Genomic DNA, 25,906 nt, shown 5'->3' on the forward strand with positions numbered 1-25,906 from the left:
GCCTATCGCGGGATGAGCGACGAATCCCGCGCGCCTGGGCCGAGGATCGGCCGCTGATCGCCGAGCGTCACATGCTCGCCGCAGTGCGAGCAGACCGGTTCGACGGTCATCGTGTGGCCGCACGCCTCGTGCACCACCTGCAGTGGCGGACCGTCGGGCGCGGCCCACTCGTCGCCCCACTGCCGCATCGCGGTGACCACCTGCCACAGCGACCGCCCCTTCGGAGTGAGCCGGTAGTCGTAGCGCACCGGGTTCTCCTGATACGGCTCCTTGACCAGGATGTCGTGGAAGAGCAGGTGTTCCAGGCGCTGGGTGAGCACGTTGCGCGCGATGCCGAGGCGGTGCTGGAAGTCGTCGAAGCGGGTGACGCCGAGCAGCGCGTCGCGCACGATCAGCAGCGTCCACCATTCGCCGACCACCTCCAGGCATTGGGCCAGCGAACAGTTCATGTCCTCGAAGCTCGTTCTGCGCATGACACCAGCATAGTCAGTTGCTTCACAGAACTCACTGCCCTATGGTTCGTTGCATGAAGCAACTGACCAACCGGTGGTCGACCCGCCGAACCTGCCGCGCACTCGGCTGAACTGGAGTGAATTCGTGAATACCGTTGTCGCCCCGCCGGATCGGCCCGCCGTCGATTCGCGGATCGTGCTGGCCATCGTGTCGGTGGGCGTACTGCTGTCCAGCCTGGACCTGTTCATCGTCAATGTCGCGCTGCCGGATATGGCGAGCGATTTCGCCGGCGCGAATATCTCGGGACTGTCCTGGGTGCTCAACGCCTACGCGATCGTCTTCGCCGCACTCCTGGTGCCCGCCGGGCGGCTGGGTGATCGGCGCAGCAACCGCACCACCTTCCTGCTCGGGCTCGGTACGTTCGTCCTCGGCTCCGCGCTGTGCGCCGTCGCGTGGAACGTGGGCGCGCTCATCGCCTTCCGCGCGTTGCAGGCGGTCGGCGGCGCAATGCTCACCCCGACCTCACTCGCGCTGGTGCTTGCCGCGACGCCCGCGGCTAAGCGGCCCATGGCGGTGCGGCTGTGGGTGGCCTTCGGCGGTCTCGGCGCGGCCCTCGGCCCGGTGCTCGGCGGCATCCTGGTCGAATTCGGCTGGCGCTGGGTGTTTCTGGTGAATGTGCCGATCGGCCTGGTCGCGGTGGTCATCGGCCTGCGGCTGCTGCCGAACCCGCCCGGCGACGGCGGCAGGCTGCCCGATCTGCTCGGCGCGCTGCTGCTGGTCGGCACCATCGCCTCGTTCGTGCTCGCACTGGTCAAGGGCCAGGAGTGGGGCTGGAACTCCGCCGGTGTGCTCGCCGCGTTCGTGGCGACGGTGATCCTCGGCGCCGCCTTCGTGGTGTCCTCGTCCCAGCATCACAGCCCGATCGTCGATCCGGCATTGCTGCGCGCCCCCAATTTCGCACTGATGGCGGCCAATTCGGTGTTCTTCAATATCGCCTTCGGCGCGATGCTGCTGTCCTCGGTGCTCTGGGCACAGGACGTCTGGGACTGGTCGGCGCTGCGCACCGGTCTGGCGATCGCACCCGGCCCGCTGGTGGTGCCGTTCGTCGCGGTGCTGGCGGGCCGGTTCATCGGCAAGCTCGGCGCGGGCCGGGTGATCGCCGCGGGCGGTGTCGTGTTCGCGCTCGGCATGATCTGGTGGGCCCAATCCATCACCCTCGCACCGGATTACATCGGCGGTCTACTCGGCGGCATGATCGTCAGCGGCATCGGCGTCGGCCTCACCCTGCCCACCTCCTTCGCCGCGGGCACCAGCGGCCTGCCACCGCAACGTTTCGCCACCGGCTCGGCGGTGCTGAGCATGTCCCGCCAAATCGGCCTCGCCGTCGGCGTCGCCATCCTGGTCGCCATCATCGGCACTCCCACCTCCCCCACGGCAACCCTCGACGCCTTCCACCGAGCCTGGTACGTCACCGCCGCCCTGGCCGTGATCGCAGGCCTGATCGGCCTGGCCGCCAAAATGCCCGAACCCGTTGCCCCACCCCAGCATCAACCGGCATAGCACCCACTCGCGCCCGGCATACCTCGCTGATGCCGGGCGCGAGTGGGTGAACGGCCGAGTGCTCGTCCGGGGCAACGGTCACGCTCGGCCGACTACCTGCGGCGTAGCATGACCGGTGACCCGAGGCCCTACTCCGAGCGAGGCAACCAGTGACCGTGCTACCCGTGTGGGCCGACGATCCGGGCGCCCTGGAGATGACGGAGGCGGACTATGACCGCCTGCCCGATGATCTGCGCAAGTTGATCGAGGTCATCGATGGCAATGTCATTCGCTGTCAAAGCGGGTCCACCGAGCACAGCGACGTGGCGCGACGGCTCGCCAATGGACTGGAGGCCGCCAAGCCCGCCGACCCGTGCACACGCGTATCCACCGATGTCGATGTCCGCTTCGTTCGGCGCCGAAACCGGGATGACTCTTTCTCGTTTCGCCGCCCCGATGTCACCGTCTACCGCTGCGTCGAGCGTGGCGCGAAGCTGACGACCGAGGACGCGTTGCTCGTCGTCGAAGTGGTTTCCCCGGGATCCGGCTACACAGATACCGTCGACAAACTGGCCGAATACGCATACGAAGGCATCCCGGTCTATCTGATCGTGCATCTGGACGCGGGCCTCTACGTCAAGATGATCCAGGAATACCGGCTCGACTGGGCCACTCGCGCCTACCGGCCCGTGGAGCCGCACCAGGAAGCCTTGGTGCTGGAAAGCCCGTTCCCCGTGACGATCCCGTTCACGCAGCTCGACGGCTGACTACGCCTCTGCCGGTCCGGGCAGGTCGAGCTCGCGCGCGAGCGCTGCCAGCAGCTCGACCTGCTGCTCCGGATGCGACGACAGGAGATGCAGCGCAATGTGCACCTCGTCGGCACCGACGGCCATGGCGCGTTCGAGGTCGTGAAGTACAGCCGCGGTGAAGGCGCCGGGAGCGAGTCGATGACGCGCCGGAATCACGTTCACTACGACGGTGCCGGTGCCGCCCGCCGCTCGGTACCAGCCGATGTTGGTACCGGTGTCGTTCCAGTCGATCGCGGTGGTGATGAAGCCGTCGCCGATGCGGGCGGCGCGTTCGATGGTGCGGCGATTGATCGCCCCGATGAACACGGGGATGGTGGTTCCGTGCGGCTTCGGGCCGACCATCGACGGCGGGATCTGATAGTGCTCGCCAGGGAACTCGACAGGGTCGGGGGCCCAGCATGCCCGCATCGCGGCGATGTGCTCGACGAATCCGGCGCCTCTGCGGCCGACGGGCACTCCCGCCGCGACGAACTCTTCGGGAATATAGAACGGTGGCAGCCGCGTGCCGCCGCCCTGGCCGACACCGACATCCAACCGCCCCCGGGACAGCCGGTCGAGCGTGGCAAGCCGGCGAGCCAGGATGACGGGCGGCTGGAAGATCGAGTTCACGATGTCGGTGGTCACGCGGATCCGCCGGGTGTGCGCGGCCGCCCAGGTCAGCACCTCCAGCGAGTCCCAGGCGTGCGCCTCGGGCAGGCCCGCGTCATTGCTCCAGTGCGGTCCGGCCGGGATCAGCATCCGGTCGCTGGCGGATACGGCGTGGAATCCGAGCCTTTCGACGGTCTTGGCCACGGTGACGACGGCGTCGGGGTCGGCGTAGGGCTCGATGTACGGCAGGCTGACGCCGATGCGTGGCAGATTCATTCCTATACTCCCCGTGGTAGCCGTTGGGTGCGGAACGCCCAGGTGAGGCGTCCCTTGGGAGATAGTCGGAACGGGTATCAGATTCTTGCGGGCCGGTGCGCAAGAACGCGCCACCGGCTCCGACTTGATGGTGAACGGCGCTCGATGGCGCCGTCCGACCATCTGAGGAGACAACGTGAAGTTCTTGCTGATCATGCACAGCAACCCGCGGATCTGGGATGCGCTCACGGACGAGGAGCGCACCGCGGTGATGAGTGGCCACGGCGCGTTTATCGAGACCACCACCAAGTCCGGGGAGCTGATCAGCACCGCCGCGCTGGCCGACCCGTCGCAGAGTGCCGTGGTCCGGGTGCGGGCCGGCGTCCCGGCGGTGACCGACGGGCCATACCTCGAGGCCAAGGAGTACCTCGGCGGCTACTACCTGGTGGAATGCGAAAGCCGGGAGCGGGCACTGGAGCTGGCCGCGCTCATCCCGGACGCCGGCGTCGAGGGCCTCGGCATCGAGGTGCGGCCGGTGGTCTTCGCGGCCGATCACTGAGCGCACCGTGAAGTTCCTGCTGAATCTCTACCTCAGCACCGCGGCTCTCCCCGGGGACGGGTGCGACCGTGAGCGGTTCCTGGCGGCTTCCGGGCAGGCAGGGGAACTGATCAGCGGTCACGTGTTCGCCGATCCGTCCATCAGCGCCGTCGTCTCGGTTTCCGACGGCGTGGTGACGGTGACCGAGGGGCCGTATTCGCGGGCCCTGGATTACGTCGCGGGCCAGTACCTGGTCGACTGCGAAAGCCGAGAGCGGGCACTGGAATTGGCCGCGCTGATATCGAACGGTCACAGTGGCGGCGTCGAGGTGCGACCGCTGATGGACTCGGCCGGGATGGAGATGTGAGCACGCCCGCACGACTCGAGGACCTGCTGCGCGAACTGGCGCCGCAGGTCCTCGGCGTGCTCCTGCGCCGCTACGGCGGGTTCGAGGAGTGCGAGGACGCGGTCCAGGAGGCCTTGCTCGCCGCGGCGACGCAGTGGCCCGCGGACGGGATCCCGGACAGCCCGCGGTCCTGGCTGGTCACCGTCGCCGCACGCCGCGTGGTCGACCAGGTACGCAGCGAGCAGGCACGCCGCCGCCGGGAGGCCACCGCGGCGCTGCTGACGGCGCCGGGCGACGAAGGCCCCCGCGACCAGGACGACACGCTCGCGCTGCTGTTCCTGTGCTGCCATCCGGCGCTGACGCCCGCCGCTCAGGTCGCACTCACGCTGCGTGCCGTCGGCGGGCTCAGCACCGCGGAGGTGGCGCGGGCCTTCCTGGTGCCGGAGGCGACCATGGCGCCCCGGATCAGCCGGGCCAAGCAGCGGATACGCGCCGCCGGAGCGACGTTCGCGATGCCGAGCGCCCAGGAATGGGCGGCGCGGCTCGACGCTGTCCTGCAGGTGCTCTACCTGATCTTCAACGAAGGCTACACCGCCAGTTCCGGACCCGATCTGCACCGCGCCGAGCTCACCACGGAGGCGATCCGGCTCACTCGGATGCTGCGCCGGTCCCTGCCCGCTGACGGTGAGGTCGCCGGGTTGCTGGCGCTGATGCTGCTGACCGACGCCCGCCGCGCGGCCCGCACCGGGCCGGACGGCACCCTGATACCGCTGGCCGAGCAGGACCGGAACCGGTGGGACGCCACCTTGATCGAAGAGGGCGCCGCGCTGATCACTGCCGCAATGGCCACTTCACCCCTCGGCCCCTACCAGCTTCAGGCGGCGACCGCCGCGCTGCACGTCCAGGCGCCGCGGGCCGAGGACACCGACTGGGGGCAGATCCGCATCCTGTACGAAATCCTCGGCCGGATCGCACCGAACCCCGTGGTCACCCTCAATTACGCCGTCGCCGTAGCGATGACCAGCGGCCCGCGGACCGGACTCGAGCTGCTGGAGGGACTCGACGGCGATCCTCGGATGGCCCGCCACCACCGCCTCTACGCCGTCCGTGCCCACCTGCAGGAACTGGCCGGCGACAACGCTGCCGCCCGCACGAACTACCAGCTGGCCGCCCGGCACACCACGAGCCTCCCCGAACAACGCTACTTGCGAGACCGGGCACGCAACCTGGACCGATAGCGGGGAAATCGGGGTTTTTCCGGATAGGCGAGGATGCGGCTATCCGACTACCTTGACCGCCAAGGCAACTCGATCCAGCAACGACACAGGGAAGCATATTGTTGGCAAAGAAGTCCGCACGATCGAGTGCGGCGACTCCCCGCACGCGCAACGGTGTGCTGGTGCTCGCCGCCGCGGTAGTTCTGATCGGGACCGTGGCCGGAATCGGTATCGCCAGAACAGTACCGGCAGATCCGCCCGCCGCCGCACTGGATCGCTTCACCCATCAACAGTTGGAGTGGGGTTCGTGCGACAGCGATCTCTTGGATCGCGCCGGCGCGCAATGCGCGAATGTGACTGTGCCGCTGAACTATGCGGAACCACGGGGACGCACCATTTCCGTGGCGATCTCACGAGTGCGCGCGACCGATCAGGCACACCGGCGAGGGATCCTGCTGTCGAATCCGGGCGGCCCCGGCGGCCGCGGTCTGGACTTGCCGGTGCGACTCGGTCGAGCGGCGCCGTCGTATCCGTGGGGGCTTTATGACCTCATCGGTATGGACCCGCGCGGAGTGGGTCGATCGACGCCGGTCCACTGCGGATGGACGATCGGGGACTCGTTCCAGTCGGCCGGAGCCGATCCGGCCGGATTCGGGGAATCCGTTGCCACCCAAGCCGATTTGGCGGCACGGTGCCTGGCCGCCGACGACGGTATGTTGTCCCACATCACGACTCGCAATACGGCGCGGGATATCGACCTCATCCGCACATTGCTCGGCGAAGACCGGATCAACTATTTCGGGATGTCCTACGGCACCTATCTGGGGGCCGTCTACACACAGATGTTTCCGGATCGCACCGAACGGATGGTGCTCGACAGCGCAGTCGATCCGGCACGCTACGGCAGCGACGTGATGATCCAGGATCAGGGAGCGCCGCTCGAGGAAGCCCTCGACGCGTTGGCGGACTGGACCGCCGCCCGAGCCGATCGGTATCGGCTGGGAACCACTCGTTCCGAGGTTCGTGCGGTGGTGTCCGGCCTGATCGAACAGGCCGCCCGGCAACCGATCCGGGTCGGCGCCTACGAGGTGGACGATCACTGGCTACCGTCGGTGTTGTTCGGCTACCTGCACGACTCCCGCCGGTTCGACGACGCGGCCAACGCTGTTCGGCAGCTCGCGGACGCCGCCGCGGGACAGCTGACCGAGCCCAGCGCCGACTTGGCGCAGACGCTGAGCGGGCTGCTCGACGCGACGGCGGATGACGCCATCGCATCCGTGGAATCCTCGACCGCCGTGGTGTGCGGTGATGTCAGCGCGCCGCGCGACCCAGCGTGGTATCGGCGCAATGTCGAATCCAGTCGTGCCGGCCAGCCGGTGTTCGGGCCGCTGGTCAACAACATCTCCCCGTGCGCGTTCTGGCCCGCGCCCGTCGAACCACGCGTCGACGTGCGCAATGCCACGCCCGTGCTCATCGTGCAGGCCACCGGTGATCCGGTCGCGGCATACGGAGAAGGCGTCGGTCTGCACCGAACCATGACCGCGTCACGGCTGGTGACACTGCGAAATGTCATCGTGCACGGAGCGTTCACCGTCCCGAGTAGCTGTGTGAGCCAGGCCGTCGAAACCTATCTTCGCGACGGTGGACTGCCCGCGACCGATCTCATCTGTCACGCCGACTGATTGTCGCGGCTCGTCAGAGCTCGCCCTGTTCGCGGCGACGGTCGAGGTCGCGTTCGTGTTCCATTTGCTGGCGGCGGGCCTCGCGGCGCTGTTCTTCGGCACGTTCGCGCAGGCCGCGGAGGAAGGCTTCGTCGTCTTCCGGGCTCTGGGCGACGTAGCGGCCGGGTCGGTCGTATTCGGAGTATCGGGTGTTGGAGCGGGTCGACGATTCGTGCAGTGGGCGGCCCGCGAACAGCCATAGCAGTGCGCCGACGGTCGGGATCAGGATGACGACGATCAGCCAGCCCATCTTCGGCAGGTGGCGAATGCCCACATCGGGACAGGTGATGATGTCGACCAGGCAGTAGACCCACAGGGCCAGCGTGATGAGCCCGATTACGGCATATGGCATGAATTCACTCCTCGCAGAACACGGTGTTGTGCGGCCTGCCCGCCCCGTGGTCTTCGATATGCCGCTGAATCCCCCCGCCGAACCGGCCTCTAGGAAGAATACCCGCTGGCTACCGCACCGGCACCACCGAATCGGTCCCCCCTCGCTGCACATCCAGACGTGGGCTACCGTTCAGCAATCAGGCGTTGGCGCGACCGACGAAGGGACTCATGAGATGCCCGGAACCGATTCATCCCCACTGCGGTACGACGTGATGTGCGCCAAGAGACCGGGTGTGACCCGGGATCTGCCGCCGGGCAAAGAAGACCTGCAGTGGGTGGTCAACACGGCCACCCTGATCTCCGACGACCGCGACGCGGTGCTGGTGGACACCTTCGCCACCATCGACCAGAATCGCGAGCTCGTCGACTGGGTGCGGGCGCACGACCGGAACTTGCGATACATCTACATCACCCATGGGCACGGCGATCACTCCTTCGGGATCGGGCAGCTGAGAGAGGTGTTCCCCGAAGCCCGCGCCATCGCCTCCGCGGGTGCCGCCGCGGCTGCCGCGAAGGACGGTAGCCCGGAGGGCGTTGCCGCCTTCTGGGGCAAGCTCTTCCCCGGCCGGATTCCGGATCCACGCGAGTTCCCGGAAGCGCTCGATGGCGACCGGTTCGACATGAACGGCCACGTCTTCGAGGTGATCGACACCGGATTCACCGACACCGCGGGCACCACCGCGCTCTGGGTGCCCGAGCTGCGGCTGGTGGTCGCGGGGGATGTGGCCTACAACGGGATTCACCAGTACATGCCCGAGACCACCACCGCGTCCCGCGAGAACTGGATGCGCGCCACGGACAAGCTCGCGGCACTCGATCCGAGCTATGTAGTCGCGGGCCACAAGATTCCCGAGCATACGGACGATCCGAAGATCCTCGCCGAGACCAAGCAATACCTGGCCGATTTCAATCGACTCGATGCCGCCACCGATACCGCCGAGGAGCTCTACGCCGCCATGCTCGAGCTCTACCCGGACCGCGCGAATCCCGGATCTCTGTGGGGCGGCGCGAAAAAGGCCAAGCAGCCCGCCTCCTGATCCGTCTTCACGAATTCTTCAGCCATGGATCGGAAGGATCGTGCCCGCGTCGACCGGCAGGCGGCGCAGTGACACCACCAATGGAGGCGAGACGTGGAGACAGGCAGGTTCGGCCGGGCGATGGGAGCGGTCGCCGCCGCGGTACTGCTGGCCGTCGTCACGGCGTGTGCCTCCGAAACGGCTGCCGCCGAACAGGATTCGCGACCGACGCAGTGGAAGCTGGTGTGGTCCGACGAGTTCACCGGCCGGGCCGGTGAGCGGCCCGACCCCGGCAAATGGGTCTACGACCGAGGCGGCGAGCCGCAGTGGGGCAATGCCGAGTGGCAGTACTACACCGACCGCCCCGAGAACGTCTCGCTCGACGGCCAGGGACATCTGGCGATCACCGCCCGGCGTGAGCGACTACCGGGGATGACGCCATGCCCGCACGGCCCCTGCGATATCACCTCGGGCCGAATCACCACCCGCGACAAGCTCTCGCGCGCCTACGGCCGGTACGAGGCATCGATGAAGATCCCGGACGGAAAAGGCCTGTGGCCCGCGTTCTGGATGATGGGCGCCGACATCGATCAGCATCCGTGGCCGGCGAACGGAGAAATCGACGTCATGGAGACCGTCGGCGACGATCCGGGCCTGGTGCACGGTTCGGCGCACGGCCCCGGTTTCGTCGACCCCGGCTTCACCGACAGTTATCAACTGCCCGACGGGCAACGGCTGGCCGACGCCTTCCACACCTACGCCGTCGAGTGGAGTCCGCACCGGATCGACTGGCTGCTGGACGACACCCGCTACTTCTCCCTGTCGAAGGACCAGCTCACCGCGGATCAGAAGTGGGTGTTCGACCACCGCTTCTACCTCCTGCTGAATCTCGCGGTGGGTGGCGGCTGGCCGGGCCCGCCGGATCAGTCCACGCGGTTCCCGGCCGAACTGCTCGTCGACTACGTCCGGGTGTACGCGCGAGTGAGCTGATCAGTCCGGCAGCAGCGGCACCGAAAGCCCTTCGCCGCGACCGAGTAACGCGGCACGGGTGACCGCGGCCGAACCGAACCGCTCGCGCAGCTCGTCGAGCGTGGCATCGAGGGTGTTGGCGGCACGGTGCTCGAACGGCAGCGTCAGCTGCAGCGTGCCGGCGTCGTCGAGGTTGGTCAGCGCCAGTCCGATCAGGGTGAGCCCGCGCTCCTGGATGAGCGGCATCGCGTCGTGCAGCAGGATGCGCGCGGCGCGCAGAATCGTCGCGGTGTGCTCGGTGGCCTCGGGCAGCGTGTGCGAGCGGGTAGCCCGGGTGAAATCGTCGAAACGCAAGCGCAGCACCACCGTTCGGCACACCCGGTCGGCGGCGCGCAGGCGGCGGCCGAGGCGATCGGTCAGCCCGTGCAGGTAGGCCTCGATCTCGTCGGGCGGGCGGTACCTGGCACCGAGCGCGCGCTGCGCACCGATCGAGCGACGGCGTTTCCCGGTCTCCACCCGGCGCGGATCACGCGCGAGCGACAGCGCGTACAGATGCCGCGCGGCGCCCGCACCGAGGATGGCGCGCAGCGGCGACTCGCCGAGATCGGCCAGTTGCCCGACCGTGGTGATGCCGTGCTCGTGCAACGTGCGCGCGGTGACATCGCCGACACCCCATAGTCTTTCGACGGGCAGCGGATGCAGGAAGGCGAGTTCGCCGTCCGGCGGCACCAGCCGCAGCCCATCCGGTTTGGCGACCGCGCTGGCCACCTTCGCCAGGAATTTGGTGCGCGCGATCCCCACCGAGATCGGCAGGCCGACCTGCTCGCGCACCTGGGCGCGCAGCCGCTGCGCGATACCGAGCGGCTCGCCCGCGATCTTGCGCAGCCCCTGCACATCGAGGAACGCCTCGTCGATGGAGACGCCCTCCACCAGCGGTGTGGTGTCGCGGAACACCTCGAACACCGCGCGGCTCGCCTCGGCATAGGCGGCCATCCGCGGCGGCACCACGATCGCCTGCGGGCACAGCCGCCGCGCCTGCCCGCCGTTCATCGGCGTGCGCACGCCGAATGCCTTCGCCTCGTAGCTGGCCGCGAGCACCACACCGCCGCCGACGATGACGGGCTTACCGCGCAGCCGCGGATCGTCGCGCTGCTCGACCGAGGCGTAGAAGGAATCGAGGTCGGCGTGCAGAATCGACGCCTCGGCGCGCGCGGTGATTCGCGGCCTGGTTCGCGCGTCGGAGTCGGACACGAACATATGTTCGCATACCCGGGTGACACTCCGGCGGAGACGCAATCTACGCTTTCACTACGTAGGAAGTCCCGCGGGCCGCTATGGTGGGCCGATCAAGTTGGACGATCGCGATGAGGGAGCGGCACGGTGCGTGGATTCGGAGATCTGGAGGCGGTGATCATGGACCGCATCTGGGATCGGGACGCGGAGACGACGGTCCGCGAACTGTTCGACGAGCTCGCCGCCGAACGCGACATCGCGTATACGACGGTCATGTCCACCATGGACAACCTGCATCGCAAGGGCTGGCTGGCCAGGCAGCGCGCCGGTAAGGCCTACCGCTACTGGCCGACGCTGACCCGCGAGGAACACAGCGCCCGGCTCATGCTCGAGGCGCTCGGCGCCGGCGGGCGTTCGGATCTGGTGCTGAGCCACTTCGTCGATCGCATCACCGAAGAGGAATCGGCGGGCCTGCGCGCCGCGCTGCGCAGGCTGACCACTCGCAAAACTCCCGAGGCGCCGTGACCCTAGCGTTCGCGTTGATGTGCTACGGCGGCGCGGTGGCCTTTTTCGGGCCACCGGTGCTGCGGCGTCTGACCCGCAAGGGCAGCGCGCCGCGGCTCGGCGTGCTGGCCTGGCTCGTCGCGATCGCGGGCGCGCTCGGCGCGTGGACCGCGGCGGGCACGCTGCTCATCGTCGAATTCGCGACGTTCTGGCAGCATCCCGCCGATACGGTGCGCGATATCGTCGGCTTGATCTGGGCCCCCGCGCGTGTCCATCGCGGGATGGCCGTGGAGGTGGCCGCATTCGTGGTGTCCGGGGTGATGGCCGCGGGCCTCGCCGCGTTGCTGCTGCGCACCGGCGGGCTGATGCTGCGCATGCGCAGGCACACCCATGCGCACGGGCGCGCGGTACGGATGGTCGGGCGCGAGGTGCCCGGCGTCGGCGCGGTCGTCCTGGATTCGACGGAGCGCCAAGCCTATTGCGTGGCGGGCAGGCCGGACACCATCGTGGTCACCAGCGCGGCGCTCGACGCGCTGACCCCCGATCAACTCGATGCGGTGCTCGCGCACGAGCGGGCCCACCTCAGCGGCAGGCACGCCGCGGTACTCGCCGCGCTGCGCGGCCTCGCCACGACGCTGCCCGGGATCAGGCTGGTCACCGAGGGCGCGGCCGAGATCGCCAGGCTGCTCGAGATGTGCGCCGACGACACCGCGACCCGCGCGCACGGCAGGGAGCCGCTGCTCGGCGCCCTGCTCGCCATCGTCGGCGTCGCCGATCCCGCGCCGGCCGGCGCGATGCACGCGGCCGGGACCGCGGTGCTCGCCCGCACCGAGCGTCTACTCGCGCCGGTGAGCGCGATCCGGCGCGCCACCAACCGCACCGCGCTGACCGGAGTGATCGCACTGACCGTGATCGGCCTTCTGGAAGTCGCCATCGGAATATTCTTCTGCAGCACGGTATTCGGCTGAGACGACAGGAGGGGGCCAGTGCGGGTCACCTGGGAACAGGTCTGGGCATGGCGGTTGCGGCGGCAGTACGTCGCCGAACGGGGCACGGGCAGCGTGCCGGAGATCGTCGCACGGTTGTGCGGGGTACAGGCGCAGGTCACCTCCGCCGCCGAGCTGGCGGTCGCGCTGCGCAGCGCGACACCGAAATCCGATGCCGTCGTCACCGAGCTCGCGGCGGGCACACTGATGAAGACGTGGGCGATGCGCGGCACGCTGCACGCGCTCACCCCGGATCTCGGTGCGGCCTGCCTCGCCGTGATGGCCTCGGCGCGCACCTGGGAGAAGCCGATCTGGCAGCGCAATTTCGGCGCGTCGCCCGCCGAGGTCGCCGCGCTCACCGAGGCGGTGGCCCGGATACTCGACGGCGTGGTGCTGACCCGTGAGGAGCTGGTCGGCGCGCTGGTCGCCGACACCGCGTTCCGCGGGCTCGGCGAGGAGCTGCGCTCCGGCTGGGGCGCGCTGCTCAAACCCCTTGCCTGGCAAGGCGCGCTGTGCCACGGCCCGGCGCAGGGCAGCAAGGTGACCTTCACCAGCCCGGCGCATCTGGTGCGCGGCTGGCGCGGGCTGCCCGAGCTCGACGCGGCCGCCGCGACCGCGATCCGCGCCTACCTCGGGACATACGGCCCGGCGACCCCGGAGACCTTCAACGCCTGGCTCACCCGCAACAGCCTGCGGAAAACGCAGGTGCGCGGCTGGTTTTCCGAGCTCGGCGACGCCATCACCGAGGTCGACGTCGCGGGCCGGACCGGCTACCTGCTCACCGAGCACGCCGACGAACTGGCCGCGAGCACACCCGACGAGAACGTCTACCTGCTCGGCGCTTTCGACCAGTACATACTCGGGCCTGGCACCAACGATGCGGAGCTGCTGCCCGCCGCGCATCGCGCCAAGGTGAGCCGGGCCGCGGGCTGGATCTCCCCCTTGGTCGTCGCGGGCGGGCGGATCACCGGGACCTGGGAGCTCACCGAGGACACGGTGCTGCTGAGCATGTTCGACGACGCGAAACCGTTGCCGGAGCACGGCATCGACGCCGCGGTGGATCATCTGGCCGCGGTGGCCGGGCGGCCGAAGCTGACGGTGCGCACCGGATAGTGCCCCGCGCCAGGCGATCTCATCGCCCGGCGTGCCGGTCGACCAGCACCGCCAGACCGTCCAGGATGCGCTGCAGGCCGAACTCGAAGTGGTCGAACTTCGGGTCGAACGTGTCGCTGGACAGCGAGGCGAGCACGGGATAGTCGCCGCTGGCCATGGCCCGCTCCAGCACCGGATGCTGGGCCTGCCAGAACTCGATATCGGTCATGGCCGATTTGCTTTCGGCCTCTTCCTGATACAGCTGCCCGCGCGCGACGCCGGCGACGTATCCGCTGACCATGATGACCACCGAGATCAGCTCCGGATCCGGCAGTCCCATCGGCCGGATCCGGGACAGCACCAGCTCCATACTCTCGACCGCGCCGGGACCCATCACCGGGCGGGACTGGTTGACCTGCAACAGCCAGGGATGCGCGCGGAACAGCACGAGGGATTCGCGCGCCAGCCCCTCCAGCGCTTCGCGCCAACCCTGCGCCGCCAGCTGGCTTTCGATCGGGCGCTGCACCCGGTCGAGCATCACGTCCAGCAGCTCGGCCTTGCCCGGCACGTAGCGGTACAGCGACATCGTTCCGGTGCCGAGCTCGGTGGCGACCCGGCGCATCGTCACCGCGTCCAACCCTTCGGCATCGGCGACCCGCACCGCGGCGTCGACGATGCGATCAAGCGTCAGTGCGGGTTTCGGGCCGCGGCTCGGCCGGGGGCCGGTGTTCCAGAGCAGGTCGAGCGTCCTGGCGAGATCGCCGCTGCCACTGGTTTCCGCGCTGCTCATGGTCGCAAGCTTAACCGCTTGCCGAGAAACTGGGTACGTTGTACCTTAATTCGGGTACGTTGTACCCAGTTTGGAGGTTCAGTGAACGACTACGCGGTCCTCGCCGAGGGGATCGAGAAGAAATACGCGGACAAGTACGCGCTCAACGGTTTCGACCTCACGGTGCGGCGCGGCACGGTGCACGGCCTGCTCGGGCCCAACGGCGCGGGCAAGACCACCGCGGTGCGGATCCTGTCCACGCTGATCCGGCTCGACGGCGGTTTCGCACAGGTCGCCGGGCTCGATGTGGTGCGCGAGCCGCGCGCGGTTCGCGCACGCATCGGCCTCACCGGCCAGTACGCGGCGGTCGACGAGGTGCTCACCGGACGGCAGAACCTCGAGATGTTCGGCAGGCTCTTCCACCTCGGTGGCAGGCAGGCCAAGCGGCGGGCGACCGAACTGCTGGAACAGTTCTCGCTCACCGACGCCGCGGATCGCGGCGCGGGCAAGTACAGCGGCGGCATGCGCAGGCGCCTGGATCTCGCGGCGTCGATGATCCTTTCGCCGGAGGTGCTTTTCCTCGACGAGCCGACGACCGGGCTCGATCCGCGCAGCCGCAACGAGGTGTGGGAATCGGTGCGCGGGCTGGTCGCCGACGGCACCACGGTGCTGCTCACCACCCAATACCTCGAAGAGGCCGACAAACTCGCGTCGCGGATCACCGTCATCGACCAGGGCAGGGCGATCGCGGACGACACACCGGACGGGCTGAAGAACACCGTCGGCGGCGATCTCATCGAGGTGGTCGCTTCCCAACCAGCCGATCTGCCCGTGGTCGCCAAGGTGCTGGCCAGGGTCAGCGAGGGCGAACCGGAGACCGACGACATCGAACGGCGGGTCTACGCGACGGTGTCCGATCGCGTCGCGGCGCTCACCGAGGTGGCGCGCACCCTGCAAGACGAGGGAATCGCGGTGGAGGACATCGGATTACGCAGACCGAGCCTCGACGACGTCTTCCTGTACCTGACCGGACACCGCACCAGCACCGAGGAAGTGGCCGCCTGATGAACAACACACGGATCTACTGGGCACTGGCCGACTGCTGGAATGTGGTGCGGCGCGGGCTGACTCACTATCAGCGCCAGCCCGTCAATATCTTGTGGGCGCTCGGGTTCCCGATTCTGTCGGTACTGCTCTACGGGTACGTCTTCGGCAGCGCGATGACGGTGCCCGGCGGCGGGGACTACAAATCGTTCCTGATGCCGGGCATGTTCGCCATGACGATGGCGTTCGGGTTCATCAACACCGCGACACTGGTGGTCAACGATGCCACCAAGGGCGTGATCGACCGGTTCCGCTCGATGCCGATGGCGTCCTCGGCGGTGGTGTCCGGGCGCGGGGTCACCGATCTGATCATGGCGTGCGCCGAGCTCACCATTCTGATGCTCACCGCGTTCGCCATCGGCTGGCGGCCGACCGGCGGAATCCTCGGCGGGTTGGCGGCTTTCGCGCTGCTGCTGTGGCTGCGGTTCGCGCTGATCTGGGTAGGCGTGTGGCTGGGGTTGATGGTGCCCAACCCGGAGGCGGCGGGCGGGCTGTTCGGCGTCGCATTCCCGCTCACGATGATCTCGAGCATCTTCGTCGCGCCGCAGCTGATGCCGAGCTGGCTGGGGTTCCTCGCAGCATGGAACCCGTTGTCCTCCACCGTCGCCGCGTCCCGCGAATTGTTCGGCACACCGGTCGGCGCAGGCGACTCCTGGATCGAATCCCACGCAACCCTGATGGCGGTCGTGTGGCCACTGATCCTGACGCTGATCTTCCTGCCACTGGCCGTGCGCCGCTTCCAGAACCTCAGCAGATAACCGTTCGCCGAGCGCAGTCGAATGGCCCTGCGACACGCCGCAATTGAGGGCCATATGACTGCGTTCGACGGATCTCGGTTGCCGCCGGTCCGACTTGTCGCTAACGTTCCGGAACGTCCTCGCCCAAGGCGCGCAGGCTCCGGATGAGCGCGCCCGCAATGGAGAGGGTGGCAGCCCGTTCAAGCCGGGCCGAGTCCGAGGGGAGCCCGGATCAGCCGGGCTCCCCTAAGCCGCTAATCCAGCCGCTCGATGATGGTGGCGTTGGCCAGACCGCCCGCCTCGCACATGGTTTGGAGTGCGTAGCGGCCGCCGGTCTGCTCGAGGTGATTCACCATCGTGGCGAGAATGCGGGTGCCGGAGGCGCCGAGCGGATGGCCGAGGGCGATGGCTCCGCCGCGCGGGTTCAGTTTCGCCGGATCGGCGCCGAGATCGTGCTGCCAGACGAGCGGCACCGGAGCGAACGCCTCGTTCACTTCGTAGGCGTCGATGTCATCGATGGTCAGCCCGGCGCGGGCCAGCGCCTTGCGGGTCGCGGGGATGATCGCGGTCAGCATCAGCAGCGGATCGTCACCGACGACGGCGAAGGAGTGGAACCGGGCGCGCGGGCGCAATCCGAGCGCGTTCGCCTTCTCCTCGCTCATGATCAGCGCGGCGGACGCGCCATCGGTCAGCGGCGACGAATTCCCCGGCGTGATGGACCATTCGATCTCCGGGAAGCGCTGTTTCATCGCCTCGTCGACGAACGCGGGTTTCAGCCCGGCCAGGCCTTCGGCGGTGGTGCCCGGACGGATGGTCTCGTCGGCGGTGAGTGTGCCCGCCGGGACCAGTTCGTTGTCGAAGCCACCCGCGGCCGCGGTCTCGGCGGCGAGCCGATGCGAGCGGGCCGCGAAGGCGTCGATGGCCTCCCGATCCAATTTCCAGCGCCGGGTGATGATCTCGGCCGCGGTGCCCTGCTGGATCAGGCCCTCCGGGAACCGGTGGGCCAGCGGCGCGCCGTTCGGATCCTTGCCCTGCGCGCTGGAGAACATCGGCGCCCTGCTCATCGACTCCACACCGCATGCGATCGCGATGTCGTACGCCCCGGCGAGCACTCCCTGCGCGGCGAAATGCGCGGCCTGCTGGCTCGACCCGCACTGCCGGTCCACCGTGGTTGCGGGCACCGAATCCGGGAACCCGGCCGCCAGCGCCGCGGTGCGCGAGATATTGAACGTCTGCTCACCGCTCTGCGTCACACAACCGCCGATCACATCATCGATCAGCCCCGGATCGAGATCGTTGCGCTCGACCAGCGCCCGCAGCACCCCCGCCAGCAGCGTAGCCGGATGCACTCCCGACAGCCCACCACCGGGTTTCCCCTTCCCGGACGGCGTGCGGACGACATCGACGATGACAGCGGAGGTCATAGCGGCTCCCTAACGCTCAAACAGTGACGGCATGTGAATGCCGATTAACTTAACCCACCATACGTCATCGGCTCCGCTTGGGGCGCTTGTCCATCAGGCGCAGGATCAGGGGGGTGAAGATCAGTTGCATGGCGAGTTCCATTTTTCCGCCGGGGACCACGATGCAGTTGGGGCGGGACATGAAGGAGTCGTGCAGCATCGAGAGGAGGTAGGGGAAGTCGATCACCTTCGGGTCGGCGAAACGGATGACGACGAAGCTCTCGTCGGCGGTCGGAATCGTCCGTGCGATAAAGGGATTGGAGGTATCGACGGTGGGGACGCGCTGGAAGTTGACGTAGGTATGCGAGAACTGCGGGCAGATGTACTTCACGTAGTCGGGCATGCGGCGCAGGATCGTATCGATCACCGCCTCGCTGGAGTAGCCGCGTTCGGTCTTGTCGCGGATCACCTTCTGGATCCATTCGAGGTTGACGATCGGCACCACCCCGACCAGCAGATCGGCGTAGCGCGCGACGTTCACCGTCTCGGTGACGGCGGCACCGTGCAGCCCCTCGTAGAACAGCAGATCGCTGCCCGGTGCGAGATCCTCCCACGGCGTGAAGGTGCCCGCGGGCTGGCCGTACGGTTTGGCCTCCACCTCGTCGTGCAGGTATTTGCGCACCGAGCCGACACCGGTCTCGCCGTAGTCGCGGAACAGCGTCTCCAGCTCCTTCAGCAGATTCGCCTCCTCCCCGAAATGCGAGAAGGTGAGGTTGCGGTGCTGCTCGGCCTCGGCCATCGCGAGCTTCATCTCGTTGCGATCGTATCGATGGAACGAATCCCCTTCCACGATCACCGCATTGACGCCCTCACGGCGGAAAATCTCCTGGAAGGTCCGCGTGACGCTGGTCGTGCCCGCACCGGAGGATCCGGTGATCGCGACGACGGGATGTTTGACCGACATGGCACCTCACTTACTGCCGGAAGAGCGACCGGGAGCCGAACAACGAACTGTCGAAGGCAGGCCCCGCCTCGGGCTCACTGTGATAGCGCTCGATCCGCGCCACCTCGTTGCGTGAGCCGAAGATCAGCGGCACCCGGTGGTGCACGTGTTCCGGCGGCACCTCGAGCACCCGCTCGCCGCCGGTGGTCGCCCATCCCCCGGCCTGCTCGACGATGTAGCCGATCGGATTCGCGCCGTACAGCAACGAGACTCGGCCCGCGCGCAGCGGCGGGCGGTTGTCGTGCGGATACAGGTAGACCCCGCCGCGGGTCAGGATGTGGAAGGTGTCGGCGACCAGCGAGGCGACCCAGCGCATGTTGAAATCGCGGCCGCGCGGACCGTCCACGCCGTCCAGGCATTCGTGCACATACCGGCGCACCGGCCGCTCCCAGAACCGCTCGTTGGCCGCGTTGATCGCGAAACCCGAAGTGTCCTCCGGGATTCGCATGCGCGGATGGGTGAGCACGAACGCGCCGATCTCGCGGTCGAGGGTGAATCCGTCGACGCCGCTGCCAGTGGTGATCACCAGCATGGTCGCCGGACCGTACAGGGTGAAGCCCGCGCACACCTGCTGCACCCCCGCCTGCAGGAAGTCCGCGGCAGTCGGCTCCCCATCGGGCCCGTCGGGCGCGCGCAGCACGCTGAATATCGTGCCGACCGGCAGGTTCACGTCGATATTCGACGAACCGTCCAGCGGATCGAAGGCGAGCAGATACTTTCCGCGCCGGTGCGCGTCGGGGACCGGATGGATATCGGTCATCTGCTCCGACAGCAGCGCCGAAAGATGGCCCGTCCATTGGGTTTCCGACACCATGATGTCGTTGGCGATGGCGTCGAGCTTGCGGTGCACCGTCGGTGGCAGGTTGTCCGGTTCCGCGGCGCCGAGCGAGCCGACGATCGCACCCCTGGTCACCTGGTTGGCGATGATTTTCGTCGCGGTCGCCACGACATTCACCAGTGCGGAGAATTCACCGGAGGATCCGGGATGCCGGTGCTCCTGCTCGATCGTGTAGCGGGTGAGGGTCTTCAATCCTTCTGGCATGGCGCCTCTGTCTCGTCACGCGGGGGCTCGCGCGCTCGGCCCCTCCGGCTCCGTGAACACGCTGCTGCCGTAGACATCCCGGTCGGTCAGCGTGATCAGGTCGGTCTTGGTGAGCGGTCTGCGCAGCTCGACGAGCCGTTTCGCCTGCCGCAACCGGCAGCGGTCGAGCGCGTTGCGTACGCTGCGCGCGTTGGCGAATCGCGGCCTGCTCATCCGGCGGGCCAGGTATTCGGCGAAGGCCGCGCGGCCCGCGTCGTCGAAGCGGAAGTTCTCCCCCGCCACCATGAGTTCGGCGATGGCGACGAGTTCGCCGTGGCTGTAGTCGGCGAACTCCAGGTGATGGGCCACCCGCGAGGACAGGCCGGGATTGGCGGAGAAGAAGCGCTCCATCCGGTCCGGATAGCCCGCGAAGATCACCACCAGGCTGGTCCGCTCGGATTCCATTTCCTGGAGCAGGATTTCGATGACCTCCTGGCCGTAGTCGCGTTCGTTCTCCGGGCGGAACAGGTAGTAGGCCTCGTCGATGAACAGCACCCCGCCCGCCGCTTTGGCCAGGGCCTCCTTCGTTTTCGGCGCGGTGTGCCCGATGAACTGGCCGACCAGGTCGTCGCGGGTCACGGTGTGCACCTTGGGTTTACGGATGTAGCCCAGCGCGTGCAGCATCTCGGCCATCCGCAGCGCGACGGTGGTCTTGCCGGTGCCGGGCCCGCCGGTGAAGCTCATATGCATGGTGGGCCGGGAGGCGGCGAGGCCGAAGCGCTGCCGCGCCCGGTCGATCAGCAGCAATGCCGCGATCTCCCGCACCCGCCCTTTGACATTGGCCAGGCCGACGAGCTCGGCATCGAGCCTGCTCAGCGTGTCTTCGACGTCGTTGCCCGCGATATCGGTCGAAAGGTCCAGTACCGCATCGTCGTCCAGGATCGGCGGCGGCTCCGGCACGCCCGCGCGCACCGGCCGAGGGTCGTCGGCACTCGGCCGGTGCAACCGGAATCCGTTCTCAGCCGCCATACCTCTGGCCCTGGCGCGTGTCGGTGGCGTAGGCGTGCAGGCCGTACTTCTGCCTGCGGTCCGGTCCCTCGGTTCTGGTCAGCAGGAATCCGGGCTCGTCGGCGGGGCGCTGCACGAGGAAGCTCAGCGCCGTCGTCTGCCGACCGTAACTGGCGTCATAGGCGAGGACCCGAATGTAGTGCCGCGGGAACGTGGCCCGGCACGCGTCGATCTCGGCGAGCACACCGTCGGGCTCGTCGAGATCGAACAGCGGCAGGCCCCACATCTCCCAGTAGGCGTTGCGGGGATGCGGATCGTCGGTGTATTCGATCGACACCGGCCAGTTGTTCAGCAGTGCGTAGCGCACCTGGGCCGCGATCTCGGCATCGGTGAGTTCCGGCAGGTACGAGAAGGTTCCGTGACGCAGATACATCGCTATGCCTTTCAGCGGGTCGCGGTCGGCACCGCATCGGGCGCGTCGGTGGAGGTGTAATCGAAGGTGACATCGCCCCAGGTGGACAGCGCGACATCGAGCGGGCGGCAGATATCGGCCGCCTTGCGCAGCACCTCGGGTCCTTCCTTCAGCAGATCGCGACCTTCGTTGCGCGCCTTCACGACCGCCTCCAGCGCCACCCGGTTCGCCTCCGCGCCCGCGGCGATACCGAGCGGATGACCGATGGTGCCGCCACCGAACTGCAGCACCACATCGTCGCCGAACAGATCGAGCAGCTGATGCATCTGGCCCGCGTGGATTCCGCCCGATGCCACCGGCATCACGCCGGGCAGGCTCGCCCAGTGCTGGTCGAAGAAGATGCCGTTGCCGAGGTTGGCGGGAATATGGTTCTCCCGCAACGTGTCATAGAAGCCACGCGTGGTGGCCGGGTCGCCCTCCAGCTTGCCGACCACGGTGCCCGCGTGCAGATGGTCGACGCCGATCAACCTGCACCACTTGGCCAATACCCGGAAGCTCACCCCGTGCGTCTTCTGCCTGGTGTAGGTCGAATGCCCGGCCCGGTGCAGATGCAGCAGCAGGCCGTTGCGCCGCGCCCAGTGCGACATCGACTGCATGGCGGTGAAACCGACGGTGAGGTCCATCATGATGACGACGCTGCCGAGCTCCTTGGCGAATTCGGCCCTTTCGTACATGTCCTCCATGGTCGCGGCGGTGACGTTGAGGTAGTGCCCCTTGACCTCGCCGGTCTCGCACATCGCCCGGTTGACGCCCTCCATGGCGAACAGATACCGGTCGCGCCAGCGCATGAACGGCTGGGAGTTGATGTTCTCGTCGTCCTTGGTGAAATCCAGTCCGCCCTTGCACGCCTCGTACACCACGCGGCCGTAATTGCGGGCCGACAGACCGAGTTTCGGCTTCACGGTGGCGCCGAGCAGCGGCCTGCCGTACTTGTTCAGATACTCGCGTTCCATCACCGTGCCGTGCGGCGGCCCCTGGAATGTCTTCACATACGCGATCGGAATCCGCATATCCTCCAGGCGCAGCGCGAGCAACGGCTTGAAACCGAACACATTGCCGATCACCGAGGACGTCAGGTTGGTGATCGAGCCCTCCTCGAACAGATCCAGATCGTAAGCGACATAGGCGAAATACTCCCCCGGCCGACCGGGCACCTCATCGATCCGATAGCATTTGGCCTGGTAGCGCGAGTGCGCGGTGAGCCGGTCGGTCCACACCACCGTCCAGGTGGCCGTTGAGGATTCGCCCGCCACCGCGGCCGATGCCTCGATCGGGTCGACACCGGGCTGCGGGGTCACCCGGAACACGGCGAGCACATCGGTATCGGACGGCTCGTAGTCCGGCGCGTAATATCCCATCGACGCATACGAATGGACGCCCGGATCCCACCGATCCCGTTCCGTTTCTTCCGCCATCGCTCCTCCTGTGCCTCGGGAGTTCCAGGATGACGGGGCCGTTAACGACAAACAATTTGATTGTTCCATCGAATAGTCAAGGGAAAAGTCAGGTTTCGCGGCGGCAGAATTGGGTATGGCGATTACGGTGCGACGGAAACCTTCCTGGTGCGATCGGCCGGTAACGCCATCGCCCCCGCCCGCGACACACTCCTCGAGCCATCGGAGTCGGCGCGGAGGCGGATCGGACTCACCGACGTTGGACGAAACGAAAGAGGAGTCAGCACAATTCGCGCACCGACAGCAGTTTTCCGGACCCTACTGTGTGCCGTGCTCACCGGAGTCGCCGTGCTCGTTCTCACCGCCTGCTCCTCGGTGCTGACCGACTACCGCGCCGAGGCCGACAAGCTCGAACAGGAGATCTCGGCCATGCCGGGCGTGCAGCACGTCAAGGTGTCCATCGCCGACGATTTCGTCCGCGGGGACAGCTACTTCCGGCTCACCGCCGACCTGCCCGGTGCGACCGAGCCCCAGATCCGTGACGTCGTCACCCGGATCGCAGGGCGCACAGGCACATTCGGCGGGTTGCGGGAACGAGAATTCGGCTTCGTCGTCGGCGACAGAGCGAAGGTCGGCGCCGTCAAAGAGCTCGATGCCGATGCTCTCCTCGACGCGGTCCGAAACGTCCGCCAGTACACCGCGTCGATGCCCGACGGGCGGATCGTGTGGGGTGTGCGCCCCACACCGAAGATCTCCGTCATGGACGTGAAAACGAGCACGGCCGAACCGCTCACCGCGATCCGGACGATGATCGGCGCCAGGACCGCCGCCGAGGTCTCGATCGAAACGACCCGGTTCGAACGGTGGAGCGTCGATCTACCGCTCTCCGCGGAGCGGGAAGCGGAGTTTCGCCGTCAGCTGCCCGAAACACCCTGGGCCGCCGACTTCGTCGTCATCAAGAACAGCCACATCATCCAGCTGTCGGTTAAGAACACCGAGCCCGCGCCCTTCGACGCCGACCTCACCTACGACCAACTCGCCGACGCCGTAAGGAAGTTGGGTCCGACCACCGACTATCCCCTGCGCCTGGACTGGACAGGGTTCTTCTACTACTCCGACGGGAAACGTAACATCGGCTCCGTCCACGCCGCCGGCTGCGATTACTCCCTCGCCACCGTCTCCGACGACACACTCAGCGGGCCCGCCCTCACCGTCCAGCGCAGGATGCGCGCGGAGTTCGGCGGCTGCCGGTAGGCCGGCGCCGAGCAGCACAGCCGTGGCAGCCGGGGTGGCACCCGGTTACCGTTGGCGGATGGGGATGGTGAGCGCCGCCCGGATGGAAACCTTCCTGGCCGTCGCCCGCCAGGGCAGTATCCGGCGCGCGGCGACCCACCTGCACATCACCGAGGCCGCGGTTTCCGCGGCGGTCGCGCACATCGAGAAGCAGCTCGGCGCCAAATTGATCGCCAAATCGGGGCGCGGTATCGCGCTCACCGAGGCGGGGCGGATCTACGCCGACTACTGCCGCAGCATCCTCGGGCTGATGAAGGAGGCGCAGGCCGCGGTGCGCCGTGCCGAAACCGGCAGGCTGCGCATCGGGGTCGTGGCCACCGCGGGTGAGTATGTGCTGCTGCGTCCGCTCGTGTCCTTCCGCAACCGGTATCCGGATATCGAACTCAGCCTGTCCATCCACCCCCGCGACATCCTGTTCCTCGAATTACAGCACCACGAAACCGATCTCGTCATCGCGGGCAGGCCGCCGCGCGGCACCGGGCTGGTCACCCGTGCGCGCCGCCCGAGCCGCCTTGTCGTCGTCGGCGCACCACAGGATCCGCTGCGCGCCACCTGGCTGCTGCGCGGCCGTGGCTCCGGCACCCGCGACGCCACCCTCGCACTACTCGATCAGCTCCAGATCAGCCCGCCCACCCTGACCCTCGGCAGTCACGGCGCCGTCCTCGCCGCGGCCCGCGCCGGTCTCGGCGTCACGCTGATCCACAGCGACGCCATCGAACAGGATCTCGAATCCGGTGCGCTACAAGTACTCTCGGTCGCGGGCACACCCCTGGACCGCCCCTGGCACGCCATCACCACCCGCACCCCCACCCCCACCACCCGCCTCTTCCTCACCCACATCACCGACCCGGCCGAGGTAGGCGCGGACGCCTTCCGCCCCGGCTGACCGCCGAGCGCCGTCGAATGGCCCTGCGACACGCCGTGATGGGGGCCATATGACTGCGCTCGATATCCGGATCTCGCCGAGCGCTGTGCAGGCTCCTGGGAAGTGCGCGAGTACCCGGGCCACGCGCCGTGGCGCCCGAAATTCCCGATTGATACGGCGCTGTCCGCTCAATTGCGTTGCGAGGGTTACCGGGTGGGCGTTGTGGCGGATGCGGGTCACAATGTGCACAACGACGATCCGGAGGCATTCTTGGCGATGCTGGATGGCCGACCGTGAATTCAGTGGCAGGCCAGCGTTTCGGCCTGCGGTCGCACGTGATAAATCCGTGGCGACGTCGGTGGTCGTCCCGCGATAATGGCCGCCGTGGAACAGGTCGAGCTCGTCGTCGCCCATCACGAGCGCGCGACACTGCGCGTCGGCGATGTCTTCCTGAAGATCGACGCCGATCAGACGCGCGCCGACCGCGAGGTCGAGGCGATGGCTATGGCGCCGGTTCCGACGCCGAAGGTTCTATGGCGCAAGCCGTCCGTGCTCGCACTCGCTGCCCTGCCCGGGAAGGCGCTGGGCCGCCTCGGTGAGCCGTCGACCGCTTCGGCGGCGGCATGGGGCGCGGCGGGTGCCGCCGTACGGAGACTGCACGACGCGCCGTTACCGCCATGGCCCGGCCGCGGCCCCGACGAGTTCGCCGCGCAACTCGACTACGAATGCGACTGGCTCGTCACCAACAGCGTCCTTCCCGTCGACATCGTCACACGCAACCGCCGGTTCGCCGAGCCCGCACTGCGGCCGTGGACACCGGTGTTCACCCACAGCGACCTACAGCTCTGCCACGTATTCACCGACGGCGACGAGATCACCGGCATCATCGACTGGTCCGAGGCGGCCCCCGGCGATCCCCTGTTCGACCTCGCCACCCTGACCCTCGGCCACCATGATCGCCTCGACGACGTCATCGCAGGCTACGGCACCGACGTCGACCGCGACATGATCCGCGCATGGTGGTCACTGCGCAGCCTGCTGGGAGTCCGCTGGCTCATCGAGCACGGCTACGACCCATCCACACCGGGCTGCGAGATCGACGTGCTGAGATCCCAGGTGTGAGGCCGCACGAACAAGTCGAAGCCACGCGACGGGACAGACGCACACCGCGCTCGGGT

Annotated in this window: 27 protein-coding genes; 16 read left to right on the forward strand and 11 right to left on the reverse strand. The window is 67.8% G+C overall.

Going from position 1 to position 25,906, the window contains the following annotated elements; genetic code table 11:
• Positions 1-2: 2 nt before the first annotated feature.
• Positions 3-473 (reverse strand): winged helix-turn-helix transcriptional regulator, encoded by a 471-nt coding sequence (locus ACIG5A_RS06300; RefSeq protein WP_397238326.1) that lies wholly within the window; start codon positions 471-473, stop codon positions 3-5.
• 124 nt (positions 474-597) lie between these two features.
• Between ACIG5A_RS06300 and ACIG5A_RS06305 the strand changes: the two genes are divergently transcribed.
• Positions 598-2,013, forward strand: a complete 1,416-nt coding sequence (locus ACIG5A_RS06305) for an MFS transporter (RefSeq protein ID WP_397238328.1) — start codon at positions 598-600, stop codon at positions 2,011-2,013.
• A 164-nt stretch (positions 2,014-2,177) separates the two neighbouring features.
• Positions 2,178-2,759 (forward strand): Uma2 family endonuclease, encoded by a 582-nt coding sequence (locus tag ACIG5A_RS06310; RefSeq protein WP_397238330.1) that lies wholly within the window; start codon positions 2,178-2,180, stop codon positions 2,757-2,759.
• Here ACIG5A_RS06310 and ACIG5A_RS06315 read toward each other — a convergent pair whose 3' ends face one another.
• Positions 2,760-3,860, reverse strand: a complete 1,101-nt coding sequence (locus ACIG5A_RS06315; RefSeq protein WP_397238335.1) for an LLM class flavin-dependent oxidoreductase — start codon at positions 3,858-3,860, stop codon at positions 2,760-2,762.
• On the opposite strand from ACIG5A_RS06315, the gene ACIG5A_RS06320 reads away from it, so the two are divergent.
• The 4 genes from ACIG5A_RS06320 (at position 3,841) to ACIG5A_RS06335 (ending at position 7,427) form a co-directional block, all read left to right on the forward strand.
• On the forward strand, positions 3,841-4,203 hold the full coding sequence (locus ACIG5A_RS06320; RefSeq protein WP_397238337.1) for a YciI family protein: 363 nt from the start codon (positions 3,841-3,843) through the stop codon (positions 4,201-4,203). The genes ACIG5A_RS06315 and ACIG5A_RS06320 overlap by 20 nt on opposite strands.
• 7 nt (positions 4,204-4,210) lie before the next feature.
• Positions 4,211-4,549, forward strand: coding sequence for a YciI family protein (locus ACIG5A_RS06325; RefSeq protein WP_397238339.1), 339 nt, complete (start codon positions 4,211-4,213; stop codon positions 4,547-4,549).
• A complete protein-coding gene (locus tag ACIG5A_RS06330; RefSeq protein ID WP_397238341.1) occupies positions 4,546-5,766 on the forward strand; it encodes an RNA polymerase sigma factor in 1,221 nt (406 codons plus the stop codon). Before ACIG5A_RS06325 ends, ACIG5A_RS06330 begins: the two co-directional genes overlap by 4 nt.
• Positions 5,767-5,867: 101 nt before the next feature.
• Positions 5,868-7,427, forward strand: coding sequence for an alpha/beta hydrolase (locus tag ACIG5A_RS06335; RefSeq protein WP_397238343.1), 1,560 nt, complete (start codon positions 5,868-5,870; stop codon positions 7,425-7,427).
• Positions 7,428-7,440: 13 nt separating this feature from the next.
• Here the strand turns inward: ACIG5A_RS06335 and ACIG5A_RS06340 are convergent, their stop codons facing one another.
• A complete protein-coding gene (locus ACIG5A_RS06340; RefSeq protein WP_397238345.1) occupies positions 7,441-7,818 on the reverse strand; it encodes a PLD nuclease N-terminal domain-containing protein in 378 nt (125 codons plus the stop codon).
• A 274-nt stretch (positions 7,819-8,092) separates the two neighbouring features.
• Between ACIG5A_RS06340 and ACIG5A_RS06345 the strand changes: the two genes are divergently transcribed.
• Complete coding sequence (locus ACIG5A_RS06345; RefSeq protein ID WP_397238347.1) at positions 8,093-8,896, forward strand: MBL fold metallo-hydrolase; 804 nt, start codon at positions 8,093-8,095, stop codon at positions 8,894-8,896.
• 93 nt (positions 8,897-8,989) lie between these two features.
• Positions 8,990-9,865, forward strand: a complete 876-nt coding sequence (locus tag ACIG5A_RS06350) for a family 16 glycosylhydrolase (RefSeq protein WP_397238350.1) — start codon at positions 8,990-8,992, stop codon at positions 9,863-9,865.
• Here the strand turns inward: ACIG5A_RS06350 and dinB are convergent, their stop codons facing one another.
• Positions 9,866-11,101 (reverse strand): DNA polymerase IV, encoded by a 1,236-nt coding sequence (gene dinB, locus ACIG5A_RS06355; protein ID WP_397238352.1) that lies wholly within the window; start codon positions 11,099-11,101, stop codon positions 9,866-9,868.
• A gap of 123 nt (positions 11,102-11,224) precedes the next feature.
• On the opposite strand from dinB, the gene ACIG5A_RS06360 reads away from it, so the two are divergent.
• Genes ACIG5A_RS06360 through ACIG5A_RS06370 form a run of 3 tightly spaced genes read left to right on the forward strand, consistent with a single transcriptional unit; the run spans position 11,225 to position 13,680 of the window.
• A complete protein-coding gene (locus ACIG5A_RS06360; protein ID WP_397238354.1) occupies positions 11,225-11,602 on the forward strand; it encodes a BlaI/MecI/CopY family transcriptional regulator in 378 nt (125 codons plus the stop codon).
• A complete protein-coding gene (locus ACIG5A_RS06365; protein ID WP_397238356.1) occupies positions 11,599-12,549 on the forward strand; it encodes a M56 family metallopeptidase in 951 nt (316 codons plus the stop codon). The genes ACIG5A_RS06360 and ACIG5A_RS06365 overlap by 4 nt, the downstream gene beginning before the upstream one ends.
• Positions 12,550-12,567: 18 nt before the next feature.
• Positions 12,568-13,680, forward strand: coding sequence for a winged helix DNA-binding domain-containing protein (locus ACIG5A_RS06370; protein ID WP_397238359.1), 1,113 nt, complete (start codon positions 12,568-12,570; stop codon positions 13,678-13,680).
• A 19-nt stretch (positions 13,681-13,699) separates the two neighbouring features.
• Here the strand turns inward: ACIG5A_RS06370 and ACIG5A_RS06375 are convergent, their stop codons facing one another.
• Positions 13,700-14,449 carry a TetR/AcrR family transcriptional regulator gene (locus tag ACIG5A_RS06375; RefSeq protein WP_397238361.1) on the reverse strand — a complete coding sequence of 250 codons (750 nt, stop codon included), beginning with the start codon at positions 14,447-14,449 and terminating at the stop codon, positions 13,700-13,702.
• A gap of 81 nt (positions 14,450-14,530) precedes the next feature.
• On the opposite strand from ACIG5A_RS06375, the gene ACIG5A_RS06380 reads away from it, so the two are divergent.
• Positions 14,531-15,493 (forward strand): ATP-binding cassette domain-containing protein, encoded by a 963-nt coding sequence (locus ACIG5A_RS06380; RefSeq protein WP_397238363.1) that lies wholly within the window; start codon positions 14,531-14,533, stop codon positions 15,491-15,493.
• On the forward strand, positions 15,493-16,290 hold the full coding sequence (locus tag ACIG5A_RS06385; RefSeq protein ID WP_397238365.1) for an ABC transporter permease: 798 nt from the start codon (positions 15,493-15,495) through the stop codon (positions 16,288-16,290). Before ACIG5A_RS06380 ends, ACIG5A_RS06385 begins: the two co-directional genes overlap by 1 nt.
• Positions 16,291-16,523: 233 nt before the next feature.
• Here the strand turns inward: ACIG5A_RS06385 and ACIG5A_RS06390 are convergent, their stop codons facing one another.
• The 6 genes from ACIG5A_RS06390 to ACIG5A_RS06415 form a co-directional block, all read right to left on the reverse strand.
• On the reverse strand, positions 16,524-17,693 hold the full coding sequence (locus ACIG5A_RS06390) for a thiolase family protein (protein ID WP_397238367.1): 1,170 nt from the start codon (positions 17,691-17,693) through the stop codon (positions 16,524-16,526).
• A gap of 64 nt (positions 17,694-17,757) precedes the next feature.
• Complete coding sequence (locus ACIG5A_RS06395; RefSeq protein ID WP_397238369.1) at positions 17,758-18,636, reverse strand: phosphoribulokinase; 879 nt, start codon at positions 18,634-18,636, stop codon at positions 17,758-17,760.
• A gap of 10 nt (positions 18,637-18,646) precedes the next feature.
• Positions 18,647-19,717 (reverse strand): class 1 fructose-bisphosphatase, encoded by a 1,071-nt coding sequence (locus ACIG5A_RS06400; RefSeq protein WP_397238371.1) that lies wholly within the window; start codon positions 19,715-19,717, stop codon positions 18,647-18,649.
• Positions 19,718-19,732: 15 nt separating this feature from the next.
• On the reverse strand, positions 19,733-20,725 hold the full coding sequence (locus ACIG5A_RS06405) for an AAA family ATPase (protein ID WP_397238373.1): 993 nt from the start codon (positions 20,723-20,725) through the stop codon (positions 19,733-19,735).
• A complete protein-coding gene (locus ACIG5A_RS06410; protein ID WP_397238375.1) occupies positions 20,715-21,137 on the reverse strand; it encodes a ribulose bisphosphate carboxylase small subunit in 423 nt (140 codons plus the stop codon). Before ACIG5A_RS06410 ends, ACIG5A_RS06405 begins: the two co-directional genes overlap by 11 nt.
• A gap of 11 nt (positions 21,138-21,148) precedes the next feature.
• Positions 21,149-22,591, reverse strand: coding sequence for a form I ribulose bisphosphate carboxylase large subunit (locus tag ACIG5A_RS06415; RefSeq protein WP_397238377.1), 1,443 nt, complete (start codon positions 22,589-22,591; stop codon positions 21,149-21,151).
• A 309-nt stretch (positions 22,592-22,900) separates the two neighbouring features.
• Between ACIG5A_RS06415 and ACIG5A_RS06420 the strand changes: the two genes are divergently transcribed.
• From ACIG5A_RS06420 to ACIG5A_RS06430, 3 genes are all read left to right on the forward strand, one after another.
• A complete protein-coding gene (locus tag ACIG5A_RS06420; protein WP_397238379.1) occupies positions 22,901-23,824 on the forward strand; it encodes a hypothetical protein in 924 nt (307 codons plus the stop codon).
• Positions 23,825-23,882: 58 nt separating this feature from the next.
• On the forward strand, positions 23,883-24,749 hold the full coding sequence (locus ACIG5A_RS06425; protein ID WP_397238381.1) for a LysR family transcriptional regulator: 867 nt from the start codon (positions 23,883-23,885) through the stop codon (positions 24,747-24,749).
• Positions 24,750-25,103: 354 nt separating this feature from the next.
• Positions 25,104-25,850 (forward strand): phosphotransferase family protein, encoded by a 747-nt coding sequence (locus ACIG5A_RS06430; protein WP_397238383.1) that lies wholly within the window; start codon positions 25,104-25,106, stop codon positions 25,848-25,850.
• Positions 25,851-25,906: the final 56 nt, after the last annotated feature.

Origin of the sequence: Nocardia sp. NPDC052566, assembly GCF_044547285.1 — a bacterium.
In the GTDB taxonomy this organism is placed as follows: Bacteria; Actinomycetota; Actinomycetes; order Mycobacteriales; family Mycobacteriaceae; genus Nocardia.

Excerpts from the sequence above, each read along its gene's own strand:
- ACIG5A_RS06300 (WP_397238326.1), bottom strand. The coding sequence starts at position 473 with ATGCGCAGAACGAGCTTCGAGGACATGAACTGTTCGCTGGCCCAATGC.
- ACIG5A_RS06315 (WP_397238335.1), bottom strand. The coding sequence starts at position 3,860 with ATGATCAGCAAGAACTTCACGTTGTCTCCTCAGATGGTCGGACGGCGC.
- ACIG5A_RS06340 (WP_397238345.1), bottom strand. The coding sequence starts at position 7,818 with ATGCCATATGCCGTAATCGGGCTCATCACGCTGGCCCTGTGGGTCTAC.
- dinB (WP_397238352.1), bottom strand. The coding sequence starts at position 11,101 with ATGTTCGTGTCCGACTCCGACGCGCGAACCAGGCCGCGAATCACCGCG.
- ACIG5A_RS06375 (WP_397238361.1), bottom strand. The coding sequence starts at position 14,449 with ATGAGCAGCGCGGAAACCAGTGGCAGCGGCGATCTCGCCAGGACGCTC.
- ACIG5A_RS06385 (WP_397238365.1), top strand. The coding sequence starts at position 15,493 with ATGAACAACACACGGATCTACTGGGCACTGGCCGACTGCTGGAATGTG.
- ACIG5A_RS06390 (WP_397238367.1), bottom strand. The coding sequence starts at position 17,693 with ATGACCTCCGCTGTCATCGTCGATGTCGTCCGCACGCCGTCCGGGAAG.
- ACIG5A_RS06395 (WP_397238369.1), bottom strand. The coding sequence starts at position 18,636 with ATGTCGGTCAAACATCCCGTCGTCGCGATCACCGGATCCTCCGGTGCG.
- ACIG5A_RS06400 (WP_397238371.1), bottom strand. The coding sequence starts at position 19,717 with ATGCCAGAAGGATTGAAGACCCTCACCCGCTACACGATCGAGCAGGAG.
- ACIG5A_RS06405 (WP_397238373.1), bottom strand. The coding sequence starts at position 20,725 with ATGGCGGCTGAGAACGGATTCCGGTTGCACCGGCCGAGTGCCGACGAC.
- ACIG5A_RS06410 (WP_397238375.1), bottom strand. The coding sequence starts at position 21,137 with ATGTATCTGCGTCACGGAACCTTCTCGTACCTGCCGGAACTCACCGAT.
- ACIG5A_RS06415 (WP_397238377.1), bottom strand. The coding sequence starts at position 22,591 with ATGGCGGAAGAAACGGAACGGGATCGGTGGGATCCGGGCGTCCATTCG.
- ACIG5A_RS06425 (WP_397238381.1), top strand. The coding sequence starts at position 23,883 with ATGGGGATGGTGAGCGCCGCCCGGATGGAAACCTTCCTGGCCGTCGCC.
- ACIG5A_RS06430 (WP_397238383.1), top strand. The coding sequence starts at position 25,104 with ATGGCCGCCGTGGAACAGGTCGAGCTCGTCGTCGCCCATCACGAGCGC.